Raw genomic sequence first — 19,591 nt, 5'->3', positions numbered from 1 at the left:
TATGGGTGCCCAGCTGAGGGTCTACAAGAGGCGGATCAAGTCCGTCTCCGCGACCAAGAAGATCACCAGGGCGATGGAGATGATCGCCGCCTCGCGCGTCGTCAAGGCGCAGCGCCAGGTGGCCGCGTCGACTCCGTACGCCACCGAGCTCACCCGGGCGGTGGGCGCGGTCGCCAAGGGCTCCACCACCCAGCACGCGCTGACCACGGAGAGCGAGAACCCGACCCGGGCCGCGGTCCTGCTCATCACGAGCGACCGGGGTCTCGCGGGCGGCTACTCGTCCAACGTGATCAAGGCGGCCGAGGAGCTCACCGAGCGGCTCACCCGCGAGGGCAAGGAGGTCGACGCCTACATCGTCGGCCGCAAGGGCGTGGCGTACTACGCCTTCCGTGAGCGCAAGGTCACGGAGTCGTGGGGTGGCTTCACCGACAACCCCACCTACGCGGACGCCAAGAAGATCGCGGGCCCGCTGATCGAGGCCGTCCTCAAGGAGACGGCCGAGGGCGGCGTGGACGAGCTGCACATCGTCTTCACCGAGTTCGTCTCGATGCTGACGCAGACCCCGGTCCAGGACCGGCTGCTGCCGCTCAGCCTCGCGGAGAAGGCGGAGGAGCAGGAGAAGAAGGGCGAGATCCTCCCGCTCTTCGACTTCGAGCCGTCGTCCGAGGACGTCCTGGACGCCCTGCTGCCCCGGTATGTCGAGGCCCGTATCTACAACGCCCTGCTCCAGGCCGCCGCCTCCAAGCACGCGGCCACCCGGCGGGCGATGAAGTCGGCGACCGACAACGCCGAAGAGCTCATCAAGTCGCTCACGCGGCTTGCCAACGCGGCCCGCCAGGCCGACATCACCCAGGAAATCAGCGAGATCGTCGGTGGCGCGAGTGCACTGGCCGACGCCTCCGCGGGGAGTGACTGACACTATGACCACCACTGTTGAGCCAACCGCTGTGGCCGCCGGCCGCGTCGCGCGGGTCATCGGCCCGGTCGTCGACGTGGAGTTCCCCGTCGACGCGATGCCGGAGATCTACAACGCGCTGACCGTCGAGGTCGCCGACCCGGCGCTGGAGGGTGCGAAGAAGACCCTCACCCTCGAGGTCGCCCAGCACCTGGGCGAGGGCCTGGTCCGCGCCATCTCCATGGAGCCCACCGACGGTCTGGTCCGCCAGGCCGCGGTGACCGACACCGGCGACGGCATCACGGTGCCGGTCGGCGATGTCACCAAGGGCCGGGTGTTCAACACCCTGGGCAAGATCCTCAACGAGCCCGAGGCCGAGTCCGAGGTCACCGAGCGCTGGTCCATCCACCGCAAGGCCCCGGCGTTCGACCAGCTCGAGTCCAAGACCGAGATGTTCGAGACCGGTCTGAAGGTCGTCGACCTGCTGACCCCGTACGTCAAGGGCGGCAAGATCGGTCTGTTCGGCGGCGCGGGCGTCGGCAAGACCGTGCTCATCCAGGAAATGATCATGCGTGTGGCCAAGCTGCACGAGGGCGTTTCCGTGTTCGCCGGTGTCGGCGAGCGCACCCGTGAGGGCAACGACCTGATCGAGGAGATGGCCGAGTCCGGCGTGCTCCCGCAGACCGCGCTGGTCTTCGGCCAGATGGACGAGCCCCCGGGCACCCGTCTGCGCGTCGCCCTGGCCGGTCTGACCATGGCGGAGTACTTCCGCGATGTGCAGAAGCAGGACGTGCTGTTCTTCATCGACAACATCTTCCGCTTCACCCAGGCCGGTTCCGAGGTCTCGACCCTGCTCGGCCGGATGCCCTCCGCGGTGGGCTACCAGCCGAACCTGGCCGACGAGATGGGCATCCTCCAGGAGCGCATCACCTCGACCCGCGGTCACTCGATCACCTCGATGCAGGCGATCTACGTCCCCGCGGACGACCTGACCGACCCGGCCCCGGCGACCACCTTCGCGCACCTCGACGCGACCACGGTGCTCTCCCGGCCGATCTCGGAGAAGGGCATCTACCCGGCGGTGGACCCGCTGGACTCGACGTCCCGGATCCTGGACCCGCGCTACATCTCGCAGGACCACTACGACTGCGCCGCGCGGGTCATCGCGATCCTCCAGAAGTACAAGGACCTCCAGGACATCATCAACATCCTGGGCATCGACGAGCTCGGCGAGGAGGACAAGCTCACCGTCTTCCGCGCCCGCCGTATCGAGCGCTTCCTGTCGCAGAACACCCACGCGGCGAAGCAGTTCACCGGTCTCGACGGATCGGACGTGCCGCTGGACGAGTCCATCGCCGCGTTCAACGCGATCGCCGACGGTGAGTTCGACCACTTCCCCGAGCAGGCGTTCTTCATGTGCGGTGGCCTGGACGACCTCAAGGCCAAGGCCAAGGAGCTGGGCGTCTCCTGAGCCCGGTAGCTCCGCGAGAGGGGTGGGCCCGGTCCCACCCCTCTCCGTACGCCCGTTATTCTTTGACGAAAGCCCCGCCCGACCCGGCGGGGAGAGACCCGAGGAGCCACGTTGGCTGCTGAGCTGCACGTCGAGATGGTCGCGGCGGACCGTAGTGTCTGGTCCGGTGCGGCCACCTTGGTCATCGCGCGCACCACATCGGGTGACATCGGCGTCATGCCCGGCCACCAGCCGCTGCTCGGTGTGCTGGAGTCCGGCCCGGTGACCATCCGTTCGGTCGACGGCGGAACGGTCGTGGCCGCGGTGCACGGTGGGTTCATCTCGTTTTCGGACGACAAGCTCTCACTGCTGGCCGAAGTCGCGGAGCTGTCCGACGAGATCGATGTGAAGCGCGCGGAGCGGGCGCTGGAGCGTGCCAAGTCGGAGGCGGACGCCGCCGCCGAGCGGCGCGCCGACGTCCGGCTGCGCGCGGTGGCGGGAGCGCACTGAGCCTGTCACGTACGGTCGGAAAACCTCAGCCGCGGACCTCGCTGGAGCTCCCCTTCAGCGGTCCGCGGCTGAGGCGATGCAGGTGCGGTTTTTCCGGATGACGCGAGGAGGTCGGTGAAGATGGTCCTCGCTCTGCTTGTGGGCGGCGTGGTCGTCGCGCTGGTGGTGGTGGGACTCTTCGTCTTCGGTCTCCGGCGGCGGCTGATCCAGCGGTCCGGCGGAACCTTCGACTGTTCACTGCGCTGGGATCCACCGTCCGGCGAATCCGAGCCCAGCGGCAAGGGCTGGGTGTACGGCGTCGCCCGCTACAACGGTGACCGCGTCGAGTGGTTCCGGGTCTTCTCCTACGCGCCGAGGCCCCGGCGAATCCTGGAGCGCGCCTCGATCGAGGTGCTGGAGCGGCGCACCCCCAAGGGCGAGGAGGAGCTGGCGCTGCTCTCCGACGCGGTGGTGCTCGCCTGCCGGCATGGCGGCACCCGGCTGGAGCTGGCCATGAGCGATGACGCCCTGACCGGCTTTCTGGCCTGGCTGGAGGCCGCGCCCCCTGGCCAGCGGGTCAACGTGGCCTGAGGGGTCCGCTGGAGGTGTCGTCGTCGGCCGACTGCGGCGCCGTCGTGGCTGGTCGCGCAGTTCCCCGCGCCCCTTGGCGCGCTTAGCGCACGCCCAGTTCCTGGGCCAGTACCGCGGCCTGGACCCTGCTGCGCAGCTCCAGCTTGTTCAGCAGTCGGCTGACATGCGTCTTCACCGTCGCCTCCGCCATCGTGAGTCGCTCCGCGATCTGCGCGTTCGACAGCCCCTGCCCCAGACAGGCCAGCACCTCCCGCTCCCGCGGGGTGAGCGTGGCGAGCACCTCGGGGCTGGGCGCGGTGGGGGAGGGGGCGGCCTGAGGCCGGGCGAACTCCGCGATCAGACGGCGGGTGACCGCGGTGGCGATCATGCCCTCGCCGCGCCCCACCGTACGGACCGCCTCGATCAGATCGGCCGCCTCGCTGTCCTTGAGCAGGAACCCGGCGGCGCCCGCGCGCAGCGCCCCGAAGACGTACTCGTCCAGGTCGAAGGTGGTCAGCACCAGCACATCGGCCAGCTGCTCGGCGACCACCTGGCGGGTGGCGGACACCCCGTCGAGCCGGGGCATCTGGACGTCCATGAGCACCACGTCGGGGCGCAGCGCCCGGGCCATCTCCACCGCCTGGAGGCCGTCCACCGCCTCGCCGACCACCTCCACATCGGGGGCGGACCGCAGGATCAGCACCAGCCCGGAGCGGACCGAGCCCTGGTCCTCGGCGACCAGCACCCGGATCGGCTTGGACGCGGGACGGGCGGGCGGGGCGGGCGGGGTCACGGCGGCTCCTGGTCGTCTCGAAGGGTCATGGCACACTCTGCGCGCTCAGGCTCTGCGCACTCTCGTCGTCCAGCGGCAGCGCGGCCCGCACCCGCCACACCATGCCCTCGGGCCCGGAGACCGGACCGGCGTCGAGCGTGCCGCCGAGCAGGGACACCCGCTCGCGCATCCCGATCAGCCCGGTGCCGGAGCCGGGCGCCCGGGGGCCTTCGCGGTCGCCGTACGGGCTGATGACGCTGACCTCGAGCGGGCCGTCCGCGCGGTGCGCCAGCGTCACGTCCACCCGGCCGGGCGCGGCGTGCTTGAGGGCGTTGGTGAGCGACTCCTGGACGATGCGGTACGCGGCGAGCTCGACCGGGGCGGGCAGCGGGGCGGCGCCGGCCGGCCGCTCGTCGCTCAGGACGATGTCCTGGCCGCCGGGGCGGGCGTTGGTGCGGGCCTGCTCCAGCAGGGTGTCGAGCGCGTCGAGCGTGGAGGTGGCGGCCGGTTCCGAGCTCTCCCCGGGGTCCCGCAACAGCCCGATCAGCCGGCGCATCTCGGCCAGGCCGCGCACGCTGTTCTCCCGGATGACGCCGAGCGCCTCGTCGGTCGCGGCGGGGTCCTTCAGGGAGAGCGCGGCGCTGGAGTGGATGGCGATGGCCGAGAGGTGGTTGGCCACCATGTCGTGGAGTTCGCGCGCCATCCGGGAGCGCTCCGAGGCCACCGCCTCCCGCCGGTCCAACTCGGCCAGCAGCGCGACCCGTTCGGCCTCCACCCGGGCGGCCGCGGCCTCCTCGCGGTGGTTGCGGACCACCGACCCGGTCCACGCCGGGGTGAGGGTGAGCAGCGCGACGAACGTGCCGACCAGCAGCGCCAGGGGGTCGTTGTAGATGGCCAGCGGCACCACGGTGGCCAGGCCCGTGAGGAGCCAGCAGATCCGGGGGATCCGCCGGGCGGCGGTCGGGCCGGAGTACATGACGGCCGAGTACACCAGGTCCGTGTACATCAGGAACGTCACGGCCAGCCCGCCGCTGAGGATGTCCAGGGAGAGCGCCGCGGTCCCCACGCCCAGGCCGATGAGGGGCCTCGAGCGCCGCAGCAGCTCGCACGCGGCGATCACGACCAGCGCGATCATCCCCAGCCAGCGGGGCGCGTGGAAGAACGACTGGTTGTTGTGCACCCCCACCGCCCACATCAGGGCCCCGCCGAGCAGTCCGCTCAGGCCTATGAGGACGTCATGCCGGTGTGGGCGTGGGAGGTGGGGAGGGGACGGCATGGCACCCATCACACCATGTGGCGCGCCGGTCGGACCTCCCCCTTGGGGCCGGGCCCGCCGCCCGGCCGCGTACATCGAAGGATGCAGTCGGGATTCATCGCCGCCGACGACGCGCGCGGCCCCATCGACGGGGAGGCTTGGGACCAAGGGCAGAGCGAGAGAGGAAACATCGTGGTTGTCGCGCTGATCATCGCCTGTGAGGTCGGCTTCTGGGTGCTGCTGGGCATCGGCATTCTGCTGCGCTACGTGGCGAAGATGCCGAAGGCGAGCACCGTGGTGCTCCTGTGCGAACCGGTGCTGGAGGTGGTGCTGTTTGTGACGACCGTGATCGACCTGCGGAACGGCGCGGAACCGGACTGGAAGCACGGTCTCGCCGCCGTCTACATCGGCTACTCGGCCGCGCTCGGCCATTCGACGGTCAAATGGGTCGACGCCCGGGTGGCGCACCGCTTCTTCGGCGGGCCGCCGCCGGTCAAGCCCGCGAAGTACGGTGCGGCGCGCACGCTGCACGAGTGGAAGACCGCCGGGCGCTGGGTGCTGGCCGCGGTCATCGCCCTCGCCCTGCTCCAGGGCGGGATCTGGTACGTCGGCGACGACGGTGAGATCGGCTCGCTGCGCGACTGGCAGCGGAACATGCTGTTCCTGATGGGCATCAACGTGGCCATCGCCCTCAGCTACACGCTCTTTCCCAAGCGGGAGCGCTCCGCGTCGTCTGCCCGCTAACCCCCGTAACGGGCAGACGACGACGAGCCCCGCCCCGCCCCGTCGGCCCCGGCGCCGCGCTGCCACGCGCGACCGGGCCGGCGGGGCCCGTGGTTTTTCAGCGGTTCTCGCCCGGGACCCACAGGACGTCGCCGACCTCCTTGTTGGCCGAGCGGGCCAGGATGAACAGCAGATCCGAGAGCCGGTTGAGATAGGTGGCGGTGAGCGCGTTCATCGAGTCCCCGTGCTCGGTGAGCGCCGCCCAGGTGGAGCGCTCGGCGCGGCGCACCACCGTGCACGCCTGGTGCAGCAGCGCCGCGCCCGGGGCGCCGCCCGGGAGGATGAAGCTGCGCAGCTTCTCCAGCCCCTCAAGGAAGCGGTCGCAGTCCGCCTCCAGCTTGTCGATGTAGCCCTGTTCCACCCGCAGCGGTGGATGGGCGGGGTCCGCCACCACCGGGGTGCACAGGTCCGCGCCCACGTCGAACAGGTCGTTCTGGACGCGGACCAGCACCTTGACGATCTCGGCGGGCAGTTGGCCCAGTGCGATGGCCACCCCGATCGCGGCGTTCGCCTCGTTGGCGTCGGCGTACGCGCCGATCCGCGAATCGGTCTTGGCGGTGCGGCTCATATCGCCGAGGGCGGTGGAGCCCGTGTCGCCGGTACGCGTATAGATACGGGTGAGATTGACCATGGCTCCGAGCCTACGCGGCGGTCCTACGCCCCGGCCTGCTGGAAGAGCCGCGCCCCGAGGGTGACGGCCACCGCCGCGAGCGCGGTGGCGACCAGCGCGGCCAGCGCGATCTTCCCGTCCCCGTACTCCCCGGCGAAGGCGGCCCGCACCCCGTCCACGAGATAGCGGAACGGCACGAAGTGCGAGGCGATGTCGAGCCAGCGGGGCCCGAGCGACATCGGCAGCAGGATCCCGGACAGCAGCATCGCGGGCATGGTGACGGAGTTGATGACCGGCGCGAACCCCTGCGGCGAGGCCACCCGCATCGCCAGCGCGTAGGAGAGCGAGGCGAGCGAGATGGTCAGCACGCCGACGAAGACGAAGCCGATCGCCACGCCCGGCACCGGGGCGCGCAGCCCGAGCGCCACGGCGACGCACACCAGCACCAGGGACTGCGTCAGCAGCAGTACGACGTCCTTGAGCACCCGGCCCATCAGCAGCGCCAGTCGGCTGACCGGGGTGACCCGCATCCGTTCGACGACCCCCGTACGGCGCTCGAGGATCAGCCCGATGCCGGTGAACGAGGCGCTGAACAGGCCGAGTTGGACGAGGATGCCGGGGACGACGGTCTGCCAGGAGCCGGCCGGGCCGCCGAGCGGCAGATCGGTGAGCAGCGGGCCGAAGAAGACGAGGAAGAGCAGCGGCTGGACCATCCCGAAGATCAGGGCGGGTTTGGAGCGCAGCGTCTGGCGGGCGTAGCGGCCGAATATCAGGGCCGTGTCGGAGACGAGATGAGGCATCGGGCCTTCTTCCGGGGCTCGGGGGCGGGTGTCCTGGTCAGACGGCGAGCGGGGTGGGGTTCCGGGGCGCGGTGCCGCGCCCGGTGATGGCGATGAAGGCGTCCTGGAGGGTGGCGTCCGGTGCGCCGCCGTGCTCGGCCTTGAGCCGCTCCGCCGTCCCCTCGGCGGCCACCAGCCCCTGGTCGACGATGACCAGCCGGTCGGACAGCGCCTCCGCCTCGTCCAGGTAGTGGGTGGTCAGGAAGACCGTCATGCCGTGCTCGGCTCGCAGCCCGCGGATCAGCTGCCAGAGGTCGGCGCGGCTGCCGGGGTCGAGCCCGGTGGTCGGCTCGTCCAGGAAGAGGATCTCGGGCCGGTGGACCAGGCCGAGGGCGATGTCCAGCCGCCGCCGCTGGCCGCCGGAGAGCGCGGCGCAGGGGCGGTCCAGCAGCTCGGCCAGGCCCAGCTCCCGGGCCAGCTCCCCGGCGCGGGCGGCCGCCTCGGCCTTGCCCATCCGGTAGAGCCGCCCCTGGGTGACCAACTCCTCCCGTACCGAGACGGTCGGATCGACCCCGCCGGACTGGGCCACATAGCCGATCCGCCGGCGCACCCCGGCCGGATCGCGGGCGAGGTCGTGCCCGGCGACGGTGGCGCTGCCGCCGGTGGGCGGGAGCAGCGTGGTGAGCATGCGCAGCGTGGTGGTCTTGCCCGCTCCGTTGGGTCCGAGGAAGCCGAGGATCTCACCGCGCTCGACGGTCAGGTCGATACCGCGCACGGCCGCCACGGGGCCGCGCCTGGTCCGGAAGGTGTGGGTGAGGCCGTTCGTCGTGATGACTGCCATGGGACCCAGAAAAACAGAGACCCACCAATTTTGCAATCACCCCAAAAATCAATGAGCCCCAGCGAAGCTAGGATGAGGCCATGGCGGAAGGGCTCAGGGAACGGAAGAAGCGGCAGACCAGACAGCACATCTCGGACGTCGCGACCGGGCTGTTCATGGCGCGCGGCTTCGAGGCGGTCACGATCGCGGAGATCGCCGAGGCGGCCGAGGTCTCCGTCAACACGGTCTACAACTACTTCCCGACCAAGGAGGACCTCTTCGTCGACCGCGAGGACGAGGTCGTCGACCGCCCCTCCCGGCTCGTACGGGACCGCGCGCCCGGACAGTCCGCGGCGCGGGCGCTGATGGACCAGCTGCGCCAGGACATCCGCGAACGGCACGCCTATGTCGGGCTGAGCGAGGGCTACGACCGGTTCCGGCAGGTCATCGTGGAGTCCCCGACGCTGATGGCCAGGCTCTTCGCGATCCAGGGCAAGGCGGTCCACCAACTCGGGGTCACCCTGCGCGAGGAGGCCGCCGCCGACCCCGGGGACCCCAGGCCCGAGTTCATCGCCCACCAGCTCGTCGGGTTGCAGAACGCGGTGCTGCGCTCGATCATCCGCGGGCTCGCGGAGGGCGGCGGTGTGGACGCGGTCGCCGAGGACGCCCTCCGTAATGTCGACGTCATGGAGTCGCTCCTGAGCGACACGGTCCTCAACTATGCGGCGAAGAACACACCGTGACGCGCGTTACGAGGGGCTGCCCGCGGGGGTGAACGGGCGTTAAGGTCCGGCACATCGGATTGTGACCAAGTCGGACGGAATCAGAAGGAGTGTGTCGTGGCCAAGAAGCTCGCGGTCATCGGAGCCGGACTCATGGGGTCCGGTATCGCGCAGGTCTCGGCCCAGGCCGGCTGGGACGTGGTGCTGCGCGATGTGACCGACGAGGCGCTGCGGCGCGGCACGGACACCATCCGGGCCTCGTACGACAAGTTCGTCGCCAAGGGCAAGCTGGCGGCGGAGGAGGCCGAGCGGGCGCTGGGCCGGATCACCACCACGACCGACCTCGACGCCGCCGCCGACGCGGATGTCGTGGTGGAGGCGGTCTTCGAGAAGGTCGAGGTCAAGCGGGAGATCTTCCGGACCCTCGATGAACTGGTCAAGGACGACACGATCCTGGCCTCGAACACCTCGGCCATCCCGATCACCAAGATCGCCGCGGCCACCCGCCGCCCGGAGCGGGTCGTCGGCACCCACTTCTTCTCGCCGGTGCCGATGATGCAGCTGTGCGAGCTGGTGCGCGGGCACAAGACGAGCGATGAAACCCTGGCCGCCGCACGGGAGTTCGCGGAGGGCGTCGGCAAGACCTGTATCGTCGTCAACCGCGATGTCGCGGGATTCGTCACCACCCGGCTGATCTCCGCCCTCGTGGTGGAGGCGGCGAAGCTGTACGAGTCGGGGGTCGCCACGGCCGAGGACATCGACACCGCCTGCAAGCTGGGCTTCGGCCATGCGATGGGACCCCTCGCGACGGCCGACCTCACCGGCGTGGACATTCTGCTGCACGCCACCGACAACATCTACACCGAGTCGCAGGACGAGAAGTTCGCACCGCCGGAGATCATGCGCCGGATGGTCGATGCGGGGGACATCGGCCGGAAGAGCGGCGAGGGCTTCTACCGCTACTGAGGGCCTTGGTGCGGCGCCAGGCCCGGAACTCACCCTCCTGGGTGAATTCGGTATCGGTTCGCTTACAGACGGCAACTTCCTCGTGTGAGAGGCAGTCAGTTCTGTAGACAGAAATGGCGCATTGACGACACGACGCACCGTATTGGGGAGCGCATATGCACATCAGGGGCGACCACGCCGAGCTGGTCGTCGGGGGCCGACTGGACGTCCGGAGCGCGGCGGACGCCCGTACGGCCCTGCACACCGCCGTCGACGCGGGCGGCGGAGATCTCGTCCTCGACCTGACCGAACTGGACTCCTGGGACGCCACCGGGCTCGGGGTGATCATGGGTGCGCACCGCAGGGCCGGCCGGGTGGGCAGACGGCTGGTGCTGCGCGGGGTGCCGCCCCAGATGCAGCGGTTGCTGGTGGCCACCCGGCTGCACCGCATCCTCGCGATCGAAGGCGGACTGGAGGCGGAGTCCCTGCCGCGCGTCTGAGCGGCGGGGACCGCCTGCCCCGGGGCCGGTGGGTTACCCGGGGTGGCGTGGGCCACCTCCGGCGCGGTGGATACTGTGAGCAGGTCCAGGCCGTCTGATACGGCCCGGGGTCCGGTGAGCGCCGGACACATTCCCTACGGCGGCACCGGACCAGAAGCGAAGGCAGGCCGGGGAGCCTTACAGCACGCCACGCATCTGGGGGGCAAGGACAGTGGACCCGAAGAACCGCGGATCGCAGGAGCACGGCCACGACGAGACCGCGCCGGGTGCCGCTTCCGGTGCGTCGCGTGCGGCGGACGGCCCGGGCGAGGGCCCGGGTGACGGCTCGGGCGACGGCTCGTTGCGGCGTCCGGCGGGGCCGACGGGACCGATAGGGCCGACGGGACCGACAGGGCCGATAGGGGACGTGCCGACGCCCGCGCTGGGCGCCCCGCTGCCCGGCGCGTCCGCCTCCCTGCCCTCCTCCGTCTCTTCCGCCTCTTCCGCTTCCTCTCCCTCCTCCGCGCCCGCTTCCGCGTCCCCGGCCCGCACCGCGCGCATCGTCGCCGGTGACCATCTGCTCACGGTCAACCCCGTCGACGGCAGCGAGATAGAACCCTGCCCGCCCGGTGAGCGGCCCGCCCGGCCCGAGCGTCACGGCCTCGATGAGCGGGCCGAGCTGCGCCGCGCCGCCGCCGCGCCCCGCCCGTCCGGGACCGTCGTGCCCGAACTGCCGGTGCTGGAGCGCGACGAGGAGCGGGAGCGGCTCGCCCGGCTGCTCGCCCGCGGCCGCTCGGTGCGGGTCACCGGGCCCTCCGGCGCCGGGCGCAGCACCCTGCTGGAGGCCGTGGCCTCCGACTGCGAGCGGCTCGCGCCCGACGGTGTCGTACGCCTCTCCGGCTACCACCGCACCCCCACCGACCTCCTCCACGACCTCTACGCCGCCGTCCTCAGCGCCCCGCTCTACCGGCCGGACCGCGCGGAGCTGCTGGCGGCGGTCCAGGAGATCGGCGCGGTCGTCGTCCTGGACGACATCGAGTTCGGCGGCGCCGCGCTGGACGAGTTCCTCGACGCGACCCCCGAATGCGCGTTCCTGATCTCCGCCACCCCCGATGTCCCGGCGCCGTCCCCCGACTCCCACCTGGAGGAGGTCTTCCTCTCCGGGCTCAGCCGTACGGCCGGACTCGAGCTGCTCGAGCGGGCCGCACGACGGCCCCTGGACGAGGACGAGGCGAGCTGGGCCGCGGACCTGTGGTTCGAGTCCGAGGGGCTGCCGCTGCGCTTCGTCCAGGCGGGCGCGCTGCTGCGGCAGCGGGATGCCCAGCGCGGCGCCCAGCCCGACGCTCAGCGCGACGACGCCTCCTCCGCGCCGGAGGCCGGGGCCCCGCTGCCGTCGATCGCCGAGGCGGCGTCCCCCGCCGCGCTGCTCGCCGCCCGGCTGAGCGGGGCGGCCCGCGACGCGCTGCGGTTCGCGGTCGCGCTCGGCGGTGAATGCCCGGACCAGGTGCATCTGCGCGCGCTGTCCGCGGACACCCACGCGGACGCGGCCCTCGGCGAGCTGCTCGGCTGCGGTCTCGTCACCCCGGCCGGAGCGCACTACCGGCTGGCGGCGCGCGTCACCGCCCAGCTCGCGGAGGCGGGCTACGCCGACGAGGACGCCGGGCGCGCGCACACCGTCGCCCAGCACTACGCCTGGTGGGCCGGTCACCCCTCGGTGGCCCCCGAGCGCGTCGCGGCCGAGGCCGACGCGATCCTCGCGGCGATGACCGCGCTCATCGGCAGCCGCGAGGCGGGCCACGCCGACGCCGCCGTGCTCCTGGCCCGCGCCGCCGCGCCCGCGCTCGCCGCGGCGCTGCACTGGGGCGCCTGGGAGCGCGCGGTGCGGCACGGCCAGGAGGCCGCGCGGCTCGCGGGTCAGGTCGCGGACGAGGCGTACTTCCACCACGAGTTGGGCGTCCTCGCGCTGTGCACGGGCCATCTGGACCGGGCCCGCGCCGAGCTCGAGGCGTCCATCGGCCTGCGGGGCGTGCTCGCGGACAAGCGGGGCACGGTCGCGGGGCGGCGCGCGCTGGCGCTGGTCGCCGACCGCTCGCCCGGCTCGGCGATGGCCGGGGCGTTCGGGACGAGCGGTGGGAACCGTAAGGACGACGCGGCGCCCCCGGCGGCGGGCGGAGCGCCGGACGACACCGAGACCACGATCGTCACGCCGAAGGTGGCGACGACGACGCCGATGGCCGCCATGGGCGGCACGGCGGCGACCGCGGCGACCGCTGCGGCGACGACGGCGGCGACGACGGCGGTGACCGCGGTGGTCCCGTCCGCCTCCCGGACCTCGGTGGCGGCCCCCGCCACCCCCACGGCCCTTACCGCCGCCTCCGCGCCCGCCGGGCCCTCGGGCGGCAAGCCGGGCGGTCTGCGGCGGCTGATGACGCACGGTGGCCGGCGCAATGTGGTCGCGGCGGCCGCGGGTGTGCTGCTGGTGGCCGTGCTCGGCACCGTGGTGACCCTGGGCACCCTGGGCAACGACTCCGACCACCCGGCCGACAAGGTAAAGCCGGACCGTTCGGCCAGTCAGCGGGACGACGACAAGGGGCTGACCGCCGACGAGCCCACGAGCGGCACCAGCCAGGCCCCCCAGCCGGGCCTCAGCGGGGTGCCGAAGGCGTCCACGTCCCCGACCGCGCCGAGCGGCAGCGGCTCGCCCAGCGGTTCCACGGCGACCAGCGGCCCGTCGTCCACGAGCGGCTCGCCCTCGGACACCGAGGAGCCGCCCTCCTCGCCGTCCTCGCACCCCACGACCTCCGACCCGGGGCCGACGACCAAGCCGCCGACGGGCAGGCCGACGACGCCGACCGGCGAGCCCACCAAGCCGACGCCCACGACGTCGCCCCCGACCACGACCCCCACCGGCGACACCTCCACCACCGCGAGCGCCCCCACGACCCACCCGGCGCCGGACACGGCCACCCCGGTCGCGTAGCCGCCCGGGAAAGCGGTGCGGAGGGCGCCGGATCGCGCCAGGGGGCGCCCCGCGCGCGTGGCGCGATCTGGTCGGCTCAGGGGTGTCCGGACGCCTGCGGCGGCCTGTCCCCCTCCCCGCCCCTCCCCCCAACTGGGGCCCCGCCCCAGCCCCCGCCCAGACGAGCCAAAAGCGCGCAGGCGACCCCCAGTCACCCACCACACCGCCCCGCCGCTCCCCGGGGCCGAGGGGCGAAGCCCCTGGCACCGGGAAGCGACAGGCAGGGAAGAGCGTCGGCATGCGCCTCGGTCGCGCAGCGGGGCTCCCCCAGCGACCCGAACCCCTGCGCCGCCGGACCCCCGGACTCCCGGGCGGGCTTCCGGCCGCCGAGCCCCGGGCTCCCCGAGCCCCGGGCCCCCCGAGCCCCGGGCCCCCGGGGGTCCAGGGGCGGAGCCCTTGGTATCGGGAAGGGGGGAGGGGAAAGCATCGCTGTGCAGATCCGCCGCGTGGTGGGGCTCCGCCCCGGGCCTCCGGGCCCCTGGGTCCCCGGACTCCCGGGGCGACTCCCGGGCCCTTGGACTACCGGGCCCCCGGACCCCGGGGCGGGCCCCTCGGCCGCCGGGCCCCGGGCCCCGGGGTCCAGGGGCGGGCCCTTGGTATCGGGAAGGGGCGGGGAGGGGAGAAAGCCCCGGTGGGCGGGTCCGCCGCAGGGGAGAAAGCTCCGTTGGGCGGATCCGGCGCGTGGTCCGGGGGCACCCCGTGGGGGCCGCTCCGGTGGGGCGGGCGGGAGACCGTGCGGCCTAGGGGAGGCCGGGGCGGGCGGGTCCGGCCTTGCTTGTCGGAGTGGGCCCGCGTCAGAAGAGCCGGAGCTTGTCGTCCTCGATGCCCCGGAGCGCGTCGTAGTCCAGCACCGCGCAGCCAATGCCCCGGTCCGTGGCGAGAACGCGAGCCTGGGGCTTGATCTCCTGGGCGGCGAAGACGCCCTTCACCGGGGCGAGGTGCGGATCCCGGTTGAGGAGTTCGAGATAGCGGGTGAGCTGCTCGACACCGTCGATCTCACCACGGCGTTTGATCTCCACGGCGACCGTCGCCCCGTCCGCGTCGCGGCAGAGAATGTCCACAGGACCGATGGCGGTGGGGTATTCACGCCGAATCAGCGTCCAGCCATCGCCAAGTGTCTCGATACGATCGGCGAGCAGCTCCTGGAGATGGGCCTCGACACCGTCCTTGATCAGGCCGGGGTCGACGCCGAGTTCGTGCGAGGAGTCATGGAGGACCTCCTCCATGGTGATGATGAGCTTCTCGCCCGCCTTGTTCACCACCGTCCACACATCGTCGTCGCCTTCCTTCAGCGTGCACGGCGGAGACATCCAGTTGAGGGGTTTGTAGGCCCTGTCGTCCGCGTGGATGGACACACTGCCGTCGGCCTTGACCAGGATCAGACGGGGTGCGGAGGGGAGGTGGGCGGTGAGGCGGCCGGCGTAGTCCACCGAGCACCGGGCGATGACGAGACGCATGGTCGGCAACGCTACTCGACCACCACCGCCGCACGCGATTCGTCCGTCGATGGACCCCTTCGGCGATGGCTGGTTGTGTGCCCATTCTCCTGGTGCGGGCGCAGTGGCCGAATTACCGTTGAAGCGGGCGGTCGTCGGACGGGTACGCTGCGTCGCCGTCCGCCCTTCCCATCCCTGAGACCCCGCTCACGGGGTCGCGAGAGGAGAACCCATGTCGCTCGACGTCTCACCGGCCCTGCTCGAACAGGCCGAGCGAGGCGAGGTCGACGAAGCGGCCTTCGTCGACTGCGTCCGGAACTCCCTACCGTACGCATGGGAGATGATCAGCTCGCTGGTGGCCCAGCTGAAGGTGGACGGCGGGGAGTTCGCCGACAACCAGACGCCGCCGCCCGATGAGCAGGCACGCGGCCAACTGCTCCGCGCACTCGCCAGTGACGCGATACGCGGCGCCCTTCAGCGCCACTTCGGGGTGCGGCTGGCCTTCCAGAACTGTCACCGGGTGGCGGTCTTCCCGATGGACGCATCGGCCGACGAGCGCCTCGCCCGCTTCACCTCGGTCCGGGGGCAGCTCCTCAACCAGTCACCCGAACTCCGCGACTGCTGACGGGACGTACGCTGCCGCTCCACCAGGGGGAGGTGTATCAGCGCAGGAGCGGCAGCACCTCACCACCGAGCCGTCGTACGTTCTCCTCCGTGGCCGCCAGATCGCCCGACCCCTCGACCAGCAGCGCGAACCGGTGGATCCCGGTGCGCTCGGCGGTCGCCGCCAGCCGGTCGGCGCACAGCCGCGGCGAGCCCACCGGATGCAGCTCGCACAGCAGCTCCGCATAGGCCACCGGGTCGCGCATCCGGCGCTCCCGGCCGTCGACCGTGACATGCGCCTCAAGCCCCTGCCGCAGCCAGCCGGGCATCGCCTTGGTCAGGATCTCGGCCGCCGCGGGGCGGGTGTCCGCGATCTGCACCACCCCGGCCGAGACATGGCGCGCCGCCACCGCCTCGACATGCTCCGGTGAACGGCCCGCCGCCAGCGCGGACTTCCGCCACAGGCCGACCACCTCGGCCTTCTCCTCGTCCCCGCAGTGCATGCCCAGCAGCATGGGCAGCCCGCGCTCGGCGGCCAGCCGCACACTGGCGGGCGAGGTGCAGGCGACCACCACCGGCGGGGCGTCCACCACCGGCCCGGCGAGGGCGTCGTCGGGGCGCGGCACCACCGCCACCTCGCGGAAGGCGAACCGCTCGCCGTCGGCCCCCACCCGGGGCTCGCGCAGCCAGCGCAGCAGCAGATCGAGCGATTCGGGGAAGCCCCGCTCGTACGCCCGCAGGCCCGAGCCGAAGACCTCCAGGTCCACCCAGGGCCCGCCACGGCCGACACCCAGGGTGAACCGGCCACCGGAGAGGAGATGGAGCAGTGCCGCCTGCTCACCCAGCGCGACGGGGTGAGCGGTCGGGAGTACGCTCACCGCCGTACCGACGCCGATGCGGCGGGTACGTCCCAGCAGCAGGGCGGCGAGGGTCACCGCGGACGGGCAGACGCCATACGGAACGAAGTGGTGCTCGGCGACCCAGACCGCGTCCAGCCCGGTCTCCTCGGAGAGCTCGGCCGACCGGACCGCCCGGTGCAGCGCCTCCTCCTGTCCCTGGCCTGGGAATTGAGCGGCCAGGATGAAAGCCCCCACATCCATGGTGAAACTGCCTCCTTGTCGCGGCTGACGGTGCCGGCGCGGGCATCCCCCCTCGTAGGCATTAACGCCTGACACGTGCCAAGGGCACGGCCGCGCATGAAGTTTTCATGATGATCAGAGCGTGGGTGTGGATGACGGCTTTCCCGGAGGGTGACCGTAGCGCGTACGCTGGTCACAGCCCGTTAGCTCCCAGCTCTGTCGAGGTGCCCCGTGTCTCCACGCCGAAACCGCCCGCGAGGCGGCGAAAAGCCCGTCGGCCACGAGAGTACGGACCGTTATGGCCTCGACCGCATGGAGACCTGGCAGGGCGAGGAGTGGGTGGTCCGGCAGGTCGGCGGCGGGGCGGCCGCCAAGCACTACCGCTGCCCGGGCTGCGACCAGGAGATTCCGCCGGGGGTGGCACATGTGGTCGCCTGGCAGCAGCACATGGGCGCGGACGACCGGCGCCACTGGCACAAGGCGTGCTGGAACGCACGGGACCGCCGGGGCGCGAAGCTCCAGCGGTCCCGTAACGCACCGCGATATTGACTCAGGCGCGGCCCGGGTACGGCCCGGGGGCGTCCGACTCCGGCCCCGCTCGGGACCCGTGAGCCCTACACGTCGCGCTTCTCCATCAGCACATAGGCGGCGATCATCGCCCCCGCCGTGACCACGGCCAGCGCCCACAGCTGGGGCCAGCCGCTGTTCAGACTCTCGTCGATCCGGAAGAGGGAGGCCAGCGCCTGCGGCGAGGAGTACTCCTGCATCTTCTCGCCGAGGTCGCGGAGGCTGTCCGACATCATCAGGAACGCGGGGAGGATGGCCGGGAGCAGCACCACACCGAGCATCGTGGTGATCGCGCCCGCCGAGTGCCGCAGCATGCAGCCGACGGCCAGCGAGAGCAGCCCCAGCAGCGACATATAGAGCCCGGCGCCGACCGTCGAGCCCAGGAGCTGCTCACTCGTGGGCTCCTGGACACCCGGCCCGCTGTGCATCCCGGTGCTGGCGAAGGCCACCAGCGCGAGCGCGAGGGTCGTGGTGGCGAACGAGAGGGTGAAGAACACCAGCGCCTTGGCGGTGAGCACCCGGGAGCGCTGCGGCGAGGCGGTGAGGGTGGTCCGGATCATCCCGGTGCCGTACTCGGAGGTGATCACGAGCACCCCGAGGGTGACGATGCACAGCTGGCCGAGCAGGGTGCCGAAGAACCCGGGGAGGGTGGTGGGCACGGTCTGGTAGTCGCTGTCGCTGGTGCTCGCCGCCACGAGGAGTCCGATGCCGGCCACCAGCGCGACCATCACACTCAGCGTCCAGATCGTGGAGCGCACCGACTTGATCTTGGTCCACTCGGAGGCGAGGGCATTGCCGAGGTGGGTCTGGCGGACCGGGATCGGCGAGGTGTACGGGCCGACACCGGCGTACGGCTGCGACGGAGGCCCGGAGGGCGGTGGCTGATGCGGGGCCGCCTGTGGGGCCGCCTGCGGGGCTGCCTGTGGCGGCATCTGCGGAGGACCACCCTGCGGAGGGCCTTGCGGAGGACCCTGTGGGGGGACGGGCGCCTGGTACTGCTGCTGGTGCGGGGTCGTCATCGGGCGTCCTCGGTGTCGCTCTTGGTCAGATCGGCGGGGGCGGACGGCGCCGCGGGCGGCTGAGCCGGGGGAGCGGTGGGCGGCATCGCGGGGGCGGCGGGCGCGCCGGACGGGGCCGCCGGGGCGGCGGGCATCGGGGCGCCCGGGGTGTGCGGGGCGCCCGGGGCGTGCTGCTGTGGCGGGGCCGGGGGCTCTGCGTAGCCCGGCAGTACGGTCCCCGGCGGGAAGCCCACCTGCTGTGCCGGAGCGCCCGGCGCATAGCCGTACGGACCGCCCTGTGGCACCGCGCCCGGCATCTGCTGCTGCAACGCGGCGCGCTCGTCGATGGTCGAGCGGTAGTCCACCGCGCCCTGCGTCATCCGCATGTACGCCTCTTCCAGCGACGCCTGGTGCGGGGAGAGCTCCCACAGCCGTACGTCCGCCCCATGCGCGAGGTCGCTGATGCGCGGCAGCGGCAGCCCGGTCACCCGCAGCGCGCCGTCCTGCTCCGGCAGCACCTGGCCGCCCGCCTCGCTCAGCGCGGCGGTCAGCTTCTCGCGCTGTCCCGGGTCGCCCTCGGGGGTGCGGACGCGGGCGAAGTCCGCGGAGTTGTAGGAGATGAAGTCCTTGACGCTCATGTCGGCGAGCAGCTGTCCGCGCCCGATCACGATCAGATGGTCGGCGGTGAGCGCCATCTCGCTCATCAGATGGCTGGAGACGAAGACGGTGCGGCCCTCGGAGGCCAGCTGCTTCATGAAGTTGCGGACCCAGAGGATGCCCTCGGGGTCCAGGCCGTTGACCGGCTCGTCGAAGAGCAGCACCTGCGGGTCGCCGAGGAGGGCGGCCGCGATGCCCAGCCGCTGGCCCATGCCGAGCGAGAAGCCCTTGGAGCGCTTGCGTGCCACGTTCTGGAGGCCCACCACGCCCAGCACCTCGTCCACCCGGCGGGCCGGGATGCCGGACAGCTGGGCCAGGCAGAGCAGGTGCTGGCGGGCGCTGCGGCCGCCGTGCACCGCCTTGGCGTCGAGCAGTGCGCCCACCTGGCGGGGGGCGTTGGGGAGTTTGCGGAACGGATAGCCGCCGACCGTGACATGGCCGGCGGTGGGCTCGTCGAGGCCCAGGATCATTCGCATGGTGGTGGACTTGCCCGACCCGTTGGGCCCGAGAAAGCCGGTGACGGCGCCGGGCCTCACCTGGAAGGACAGGTTGTACACGGCCGTCTTGGCGCCGTAGCGCTTCGTGAGGCCGACTGCCTCGATCATTCTCCGCCCCTCATGAGCATGGGTCGGGCGTGCTCGCCCCGTGAGGGTTAGGAGGATA

The 19,591-nt window shown here is 72.1% G+C and carries 20 protein-coding genes; 11 read left to right on the top strand and 9 right to left on the bottom strand.

Annotated elements, in window-relative coordinates; all coding sequences use genetic code 11:
* The first annotated feature begins 1 nt into the window (after position 1).
* From ACT2CW_RS11060 to ACT2CW_RS11045, 4 genes are all read left to right on the top strand, one after another.
* Complete coding sequence (locus ACT2CW_RS11060; RefSeq protein WP_182472048.1) at positions 2 to 916, top strand: F0F1 ATP synthase subunit gamma; 915 nt, start codon at positions 2 to 4, stop codon at positions 914 to 916.
* Between the two features lie 4 nt (positions 917 to 920).
* Entirely contained in the window at positions 921 to 2,366 is a 1,446-nt protein-coding gene (gene atpD, locus ACT2CW_RS11055; RefSeq protein WP_445516429.1) for a F0F1 ATP synthase subunit beta, read from the top strand.
* Positions 2,367 to 2,477: 111 nt separating this feature from the next.
* Entirely contained in the window at positions 2,478 to 2,855 is a 378-nt protein-coding gene (locus ACT2CW_RS11050; RefSeq protein WP_037951023.1) for a F0F1 ATP synthase subunit epsilon, read from the top strand.
* A 120-nt stretch (positions 2,856 to 2,975) separates the two neighbouring features.
* Positions 2,976 to 3,425, top strand: coding sequence for a DUF2550 domain-containing protein (locus tag ACT2CW_RS11045; protein WP_164428075.1), 450 nt, complete (start codon positions 2,976 to 2,978; stop codon positions 3,423 to 3,425).
* Between the two features lie 82 nt (positions 3,426 to 3,507).
* Here the strand turns inward: ACT2CW_RS11045 and ACT2CW_RS11040 are convergent, their stop codons facing one another.
* Both ACT2CW_RS11040 and ACT2CW_RS11035 read right to left on the bottom strand, forming a co-directional pair.
* Positions 3,508 to 4,197 (bottom strand): response regulator, encoded by a 690-nt coding sequence (locus ACT2CW_RS11040; protein WP_445516428.1) that lies wholly within the window; start codon positions 4,195 to 4,197, stop codon positions 3,508 to 3,510.
* A gap of 25 nt (positions 4,198 to 4,222) precedes the next feature.
* Positions 4,223 to 5,452 (bottom strand): sensor histidine kinase, encoded by a 1,230-nt coding sequence (locus ACT2CW_RS11035; RefSeq protein ID WP_445516427.1) that lies wholly within the window; start codon positions 5,450 to 5,452, stop codon positions 4,223 to 4,225.
* A 171-nt stretch (positions 5,453 to 5,623) separates the two neighbouring features.
* Between ACT2CW_RS11035 and ACT2CW_RS11030 the strand changes: the two genes are divergently transcribed.
* Positions 5,624 to 6,175, top strand: a complete 552-nt coding sequence (locus ACT2CW_RS11030) for a hypothetical protein (protein WP_445516666.1) — start codon at positions 5,624 to 5,626, stop codon at positions 6,173 to 6,175.
* 97 nt (positions 6,176 to 6,272) lie between these two features.
* On the opposite strand, the gene ACT2CW_RS11025 is transcribed toward ACT2CW_RS11030, so the two are convergent.
* Genes ACT2CW_RS11025 through ACT2CW_RS11015 form a run of 3 tightly spaced genes read right to left on the bottom strand, consistent with a single transcriptional unit; the run spans position 6,273 to position 8,444 of the window.
* A complete protein-coding gene (locus tag ACT2CW_RS11025; RefSeq protein WP_164428071.1) occupies positions 6,273 to 6,845 on the bottom strand; it encodes a cob(I)yrinic acid a,c-diamide adenosyltransferase in 573 nt (190 codons plus the stop codon).
* Positions 6,846 to 6,868: 23 nt separating this feature from the next.
* Positions 6,869 to 7,624, bottom strand: coding sequence for an ABC transporter permease (locus ACT2CW_RS11020; protein ID WP_445516426.1), 756 nt, complete (start codon positions 7,622 to 7,624; stop codon positions 6,869 to 6,871).
* A gap of 37 nt (positions 7,625 to 7,661) precedes the next feature.
* Entirely contained in the window at positions 7,662 to 8,444 is a 783-nt protein-coding gene (locus ACT2CW_RS11015; RefSeq protein ID WP_445516425.1) for an ABC transporter ATP-binding protein, read from the bottom strand.
* Positions 8,445 to 8,524: 80 nt separating this feature from the next.
* On the opposite strand from ACT2CW_RS11015, the gene ACT2CW_RS11010 reads away from it, so the two are divergent.
* The 4 genes from ACT2CW_RS11010 (at position 8,525) to ACT2CW_RS10995 (ending at position 13,549) form a co-directional block, all read left to right on the top strand.
* Positions 8,525 to 9,166: a TetR/AcrR family transcriptional regulator gene (locus ACT2CW_RS11010; protein ID WP_037951014.1), complete on the top strand. Its 642-nt coding sequence runs from the start codon at positions 8,525 to 8,527 to the stop codon at positions 9,164 to 9,166.
* Between the two features lie 96 nt (positions 9,167 to 9,262).
* Positions 9,263 to 10,111, top strand: a complete 849-nt coding sequence (locus tag ACT2CW_RS11005) for a 3-hydroxyacyl-CoA dehydrogenase family protein (RefSeq protein WP_414081101.1) — start codon at positions 9,263 to 9,265, stop codon at positions 10,109 to 10,111.
* A gap of 155 nt (positions 10,112 to 10,266) precedes the next feature.
* A complete protein-coding gene (locus tag ACT2CW_RS11000) occupies positions 10,267 to 10,590 on the top strand; it encodes an STAS domain-containing protein (protein ID WP_014054940.1) in 324 nt (107 codons plus the stop codon).
* 211 nt (positions 10,591 to 10,801) lie between these two features.
* On the top strand, positions 10,802 to 13,549 hold the full coding sequence (locus tag ACT2CW_RS10995; RefSeq protein ID WP_445516424.1) for an ATP-binding protein: 2,748 nt from the start codon (positions 10,802 to 10,804) through the stop codon (positions 13,547 to 13,549).
* Between the two features lie 833 nt (positions 13,550 to 14,382).
* On the opposite strand, the gene nucS is transcribed toward ACT2CW_RS10995, so the two are convergent.
* Positions 14,383 to 15,045, bottom strand: a complete 663-nt coding sequence (gene nucS / locus ACT2CW_RS10990) for an endonuclease NucS (RefSeq protein WP_037951157.1) — start codon at positions 15,043 to 15,045, stop codon at positions 14,383 to 14,385.
* 211 nt (positions 15,046 to 15,256) lie between these two features.
* On the opposite strand from nucS, the gene ACT2CW_RS10985 reads away from it, so the two are divergent.
* Positions 15,257 to 15,649 (top strand): SCO5389 family protein, encoded by a 393-nt coding sequence (locus ACT2CW_RS10985; protein WP_037951008.1) that lies wholly within the window; start codon positions 15,257 to 15,259, stop codon positions 15,647 to 15,649.
* Between the two features lie 37 nt (positions 15,650 to 15,686).
* On the opposite strand, the gene ACT2CW_RS10980 is transcribed toward ACT2CW_RS10985, so the two are convergent.
* A complete protein-coding gene (locus ACT2CW_RS10980) occupies positions 15,687 to 16,727 on the bottom strand; it encodes an LLM class flavin-dependent oxidoreductase (RefSeq protein ID WP_037951006.1) in 1,041 nt (346 codons plus the stop codon).
* Between the two features lie 210 nt (positions 16,728 to 16,937).
* Here ACT2CW_RS10980 and ACT2CW_RS10975 point away from each other — a divergent pair, with 210 nt between their 5' ends.
* Entirely contained in the window at positions 16,938 to 17,255 is a 318-nt protein-coding gene (locus ACT2CW_RS10975) for an ATP/GTP-binding protein (RefSeq protein ID WP_164432887.1), read from the top strand.
* A 65-nt stretch (positions 17,256 to 17,320) separates the two neighbouring features.
* On the opposite strand, the gene ACT2CW_RS10970 is transcribed toward ACT2CW_RS10975, so the two are convergent.
* Positions 17,321 to 18,292, bottom strand: coding sequence for an ABC transporter permease (locus ACT2CW_RS10970; RefSeq protein WP_445516423.1), 972 nt, complete (start codon positions 18,290 to 18,292; stop codon positions 17,321 to 17,323).
* Positions 18,289 to 19,533, bottom strand: coding sequence for an ABC transporter ATP-binding protein (locus tag ACT2CW_RS10965; protein WP_182472039.1), 1,245 nt, complete (start codon positions 19,531 to 19,533; stop codon positions 18,289 to 18,291). Before ACT2CW_RS10965 ends, ACT2CW_RS10970 begins: the two co-directional genes overlap by 4 nt.
* Between the last annotated feature and the right edge of the window lie 58 nt (positions 19,534 to 19,591).

The organism is Streptomyces sp. NEAU-174, from assembly GCF_052665095.1.
The sequence above is the reverse complement of the archived record's forward strand: the minus strand, read 5'-3'. Positions and strand labels throughout refer to the sequence as shown.

Bases quoted from the DNA above. Each gene is read 5' to 3' on its own strand.
- ACT2CW_RS11060 (WP_182472048.1), top strand. From the start codon at position 2: ATGGGTGCCCAGCTGAGGGTCTACAAGAGGCGGATCAAGTCCGTCTCC.
- atpD (WP_445516429.1), top strand. From the start codon at position 921: ATGACCACCACTGTTGAGCCAACCGCTGTGGCCGCCGGCCGCGTCGCG.
- ACT2CW_RS11045 (WP_164428075.1), top strand. From the start codon at position 2,976: ATGGTCCTCGCTCTGCTTGTGGGCGGCGTGGTCGTCGCGCTGGTGGTG.
- ACT2CW_RS11035 (WP_445516427.1), bottom strand. From the start codon at position 5,452: ATGCCGTCCCCTCCCCACCTCCCACGCCCACACCGGCATGACGTCCTC.
- ACT2CW_RS11025 (WP_164428071.1), bottom strand. From the start codon at position 6,845: ATGGTCAATCTCACCCGTATCTATACGCGTACCGGCGACACGGGCTCC.
- ACT2CW_RS11020 (WP_445516426.1), bottom strand. From the start codon at position 7,624: ATGCCTCATCTCGTCTCCGACACGGCCCTGATATTCGGCCGCTACGCC.
- ACT2CW_RS11015 (WP_445516425.1), bottom strand. From the start codon at position 8,444: ATGGCAGTCATCACGACGAACGGCCTCACCCACACCTTCCGGACCAGG.
- ACT2CW_RS11010 (WP_037951014.1), top strand. From the start codon at position 8,525: ATGGCGGAAGGGCTCAGGGAACGGAAGAAGCGGCAGACCAGACAGCAC.
- ACT2CW_RS11000 (WP_014054940.1), top strand. From the start codon at position 10,267: ATGCACATCAGGGGCGACCACGCCGAGCTGGTCGTCGGGGGCCGACTG.
- nucS (WP_037951157.1), bottom strand. From the start codon at position 15,045: ATGCGTCTCGTCATCGCCCGGTGCTCGGTGGACTACGCCGGCCGCCTC.
- ACT2CW_RS10985 (WP_037951008.1), top strand. From the start codon at position 15,257: ATGTCGCTCGACGTCTCACCGGCCCTGCTCGAACAGGCCGAGCGAGGC.
- ACT2CW_RS10980 (WP_037951006.1), bottom strand. From the start codon at position 16,727: ATGGATGTGGGGGCTTTCATCCTGGCCGCTCAATTCCCAGGCCAGGGA.
- ACT2CW_RS10970 (WP_445516423.1), bottom strand. From the start codon at position 18,292: ATGACGACCCCGCACCAGCAGCAGTACCAGGCGCCCGTCCCCCCACAG.
- ACT2CW_RS10965 (WP_182472039.1), bottom strand. From the start codon at position 19,533: ATGATCGAGGCAGTCGGCCTCACGAAGCGCTACGGCGCCAAGACGGCC.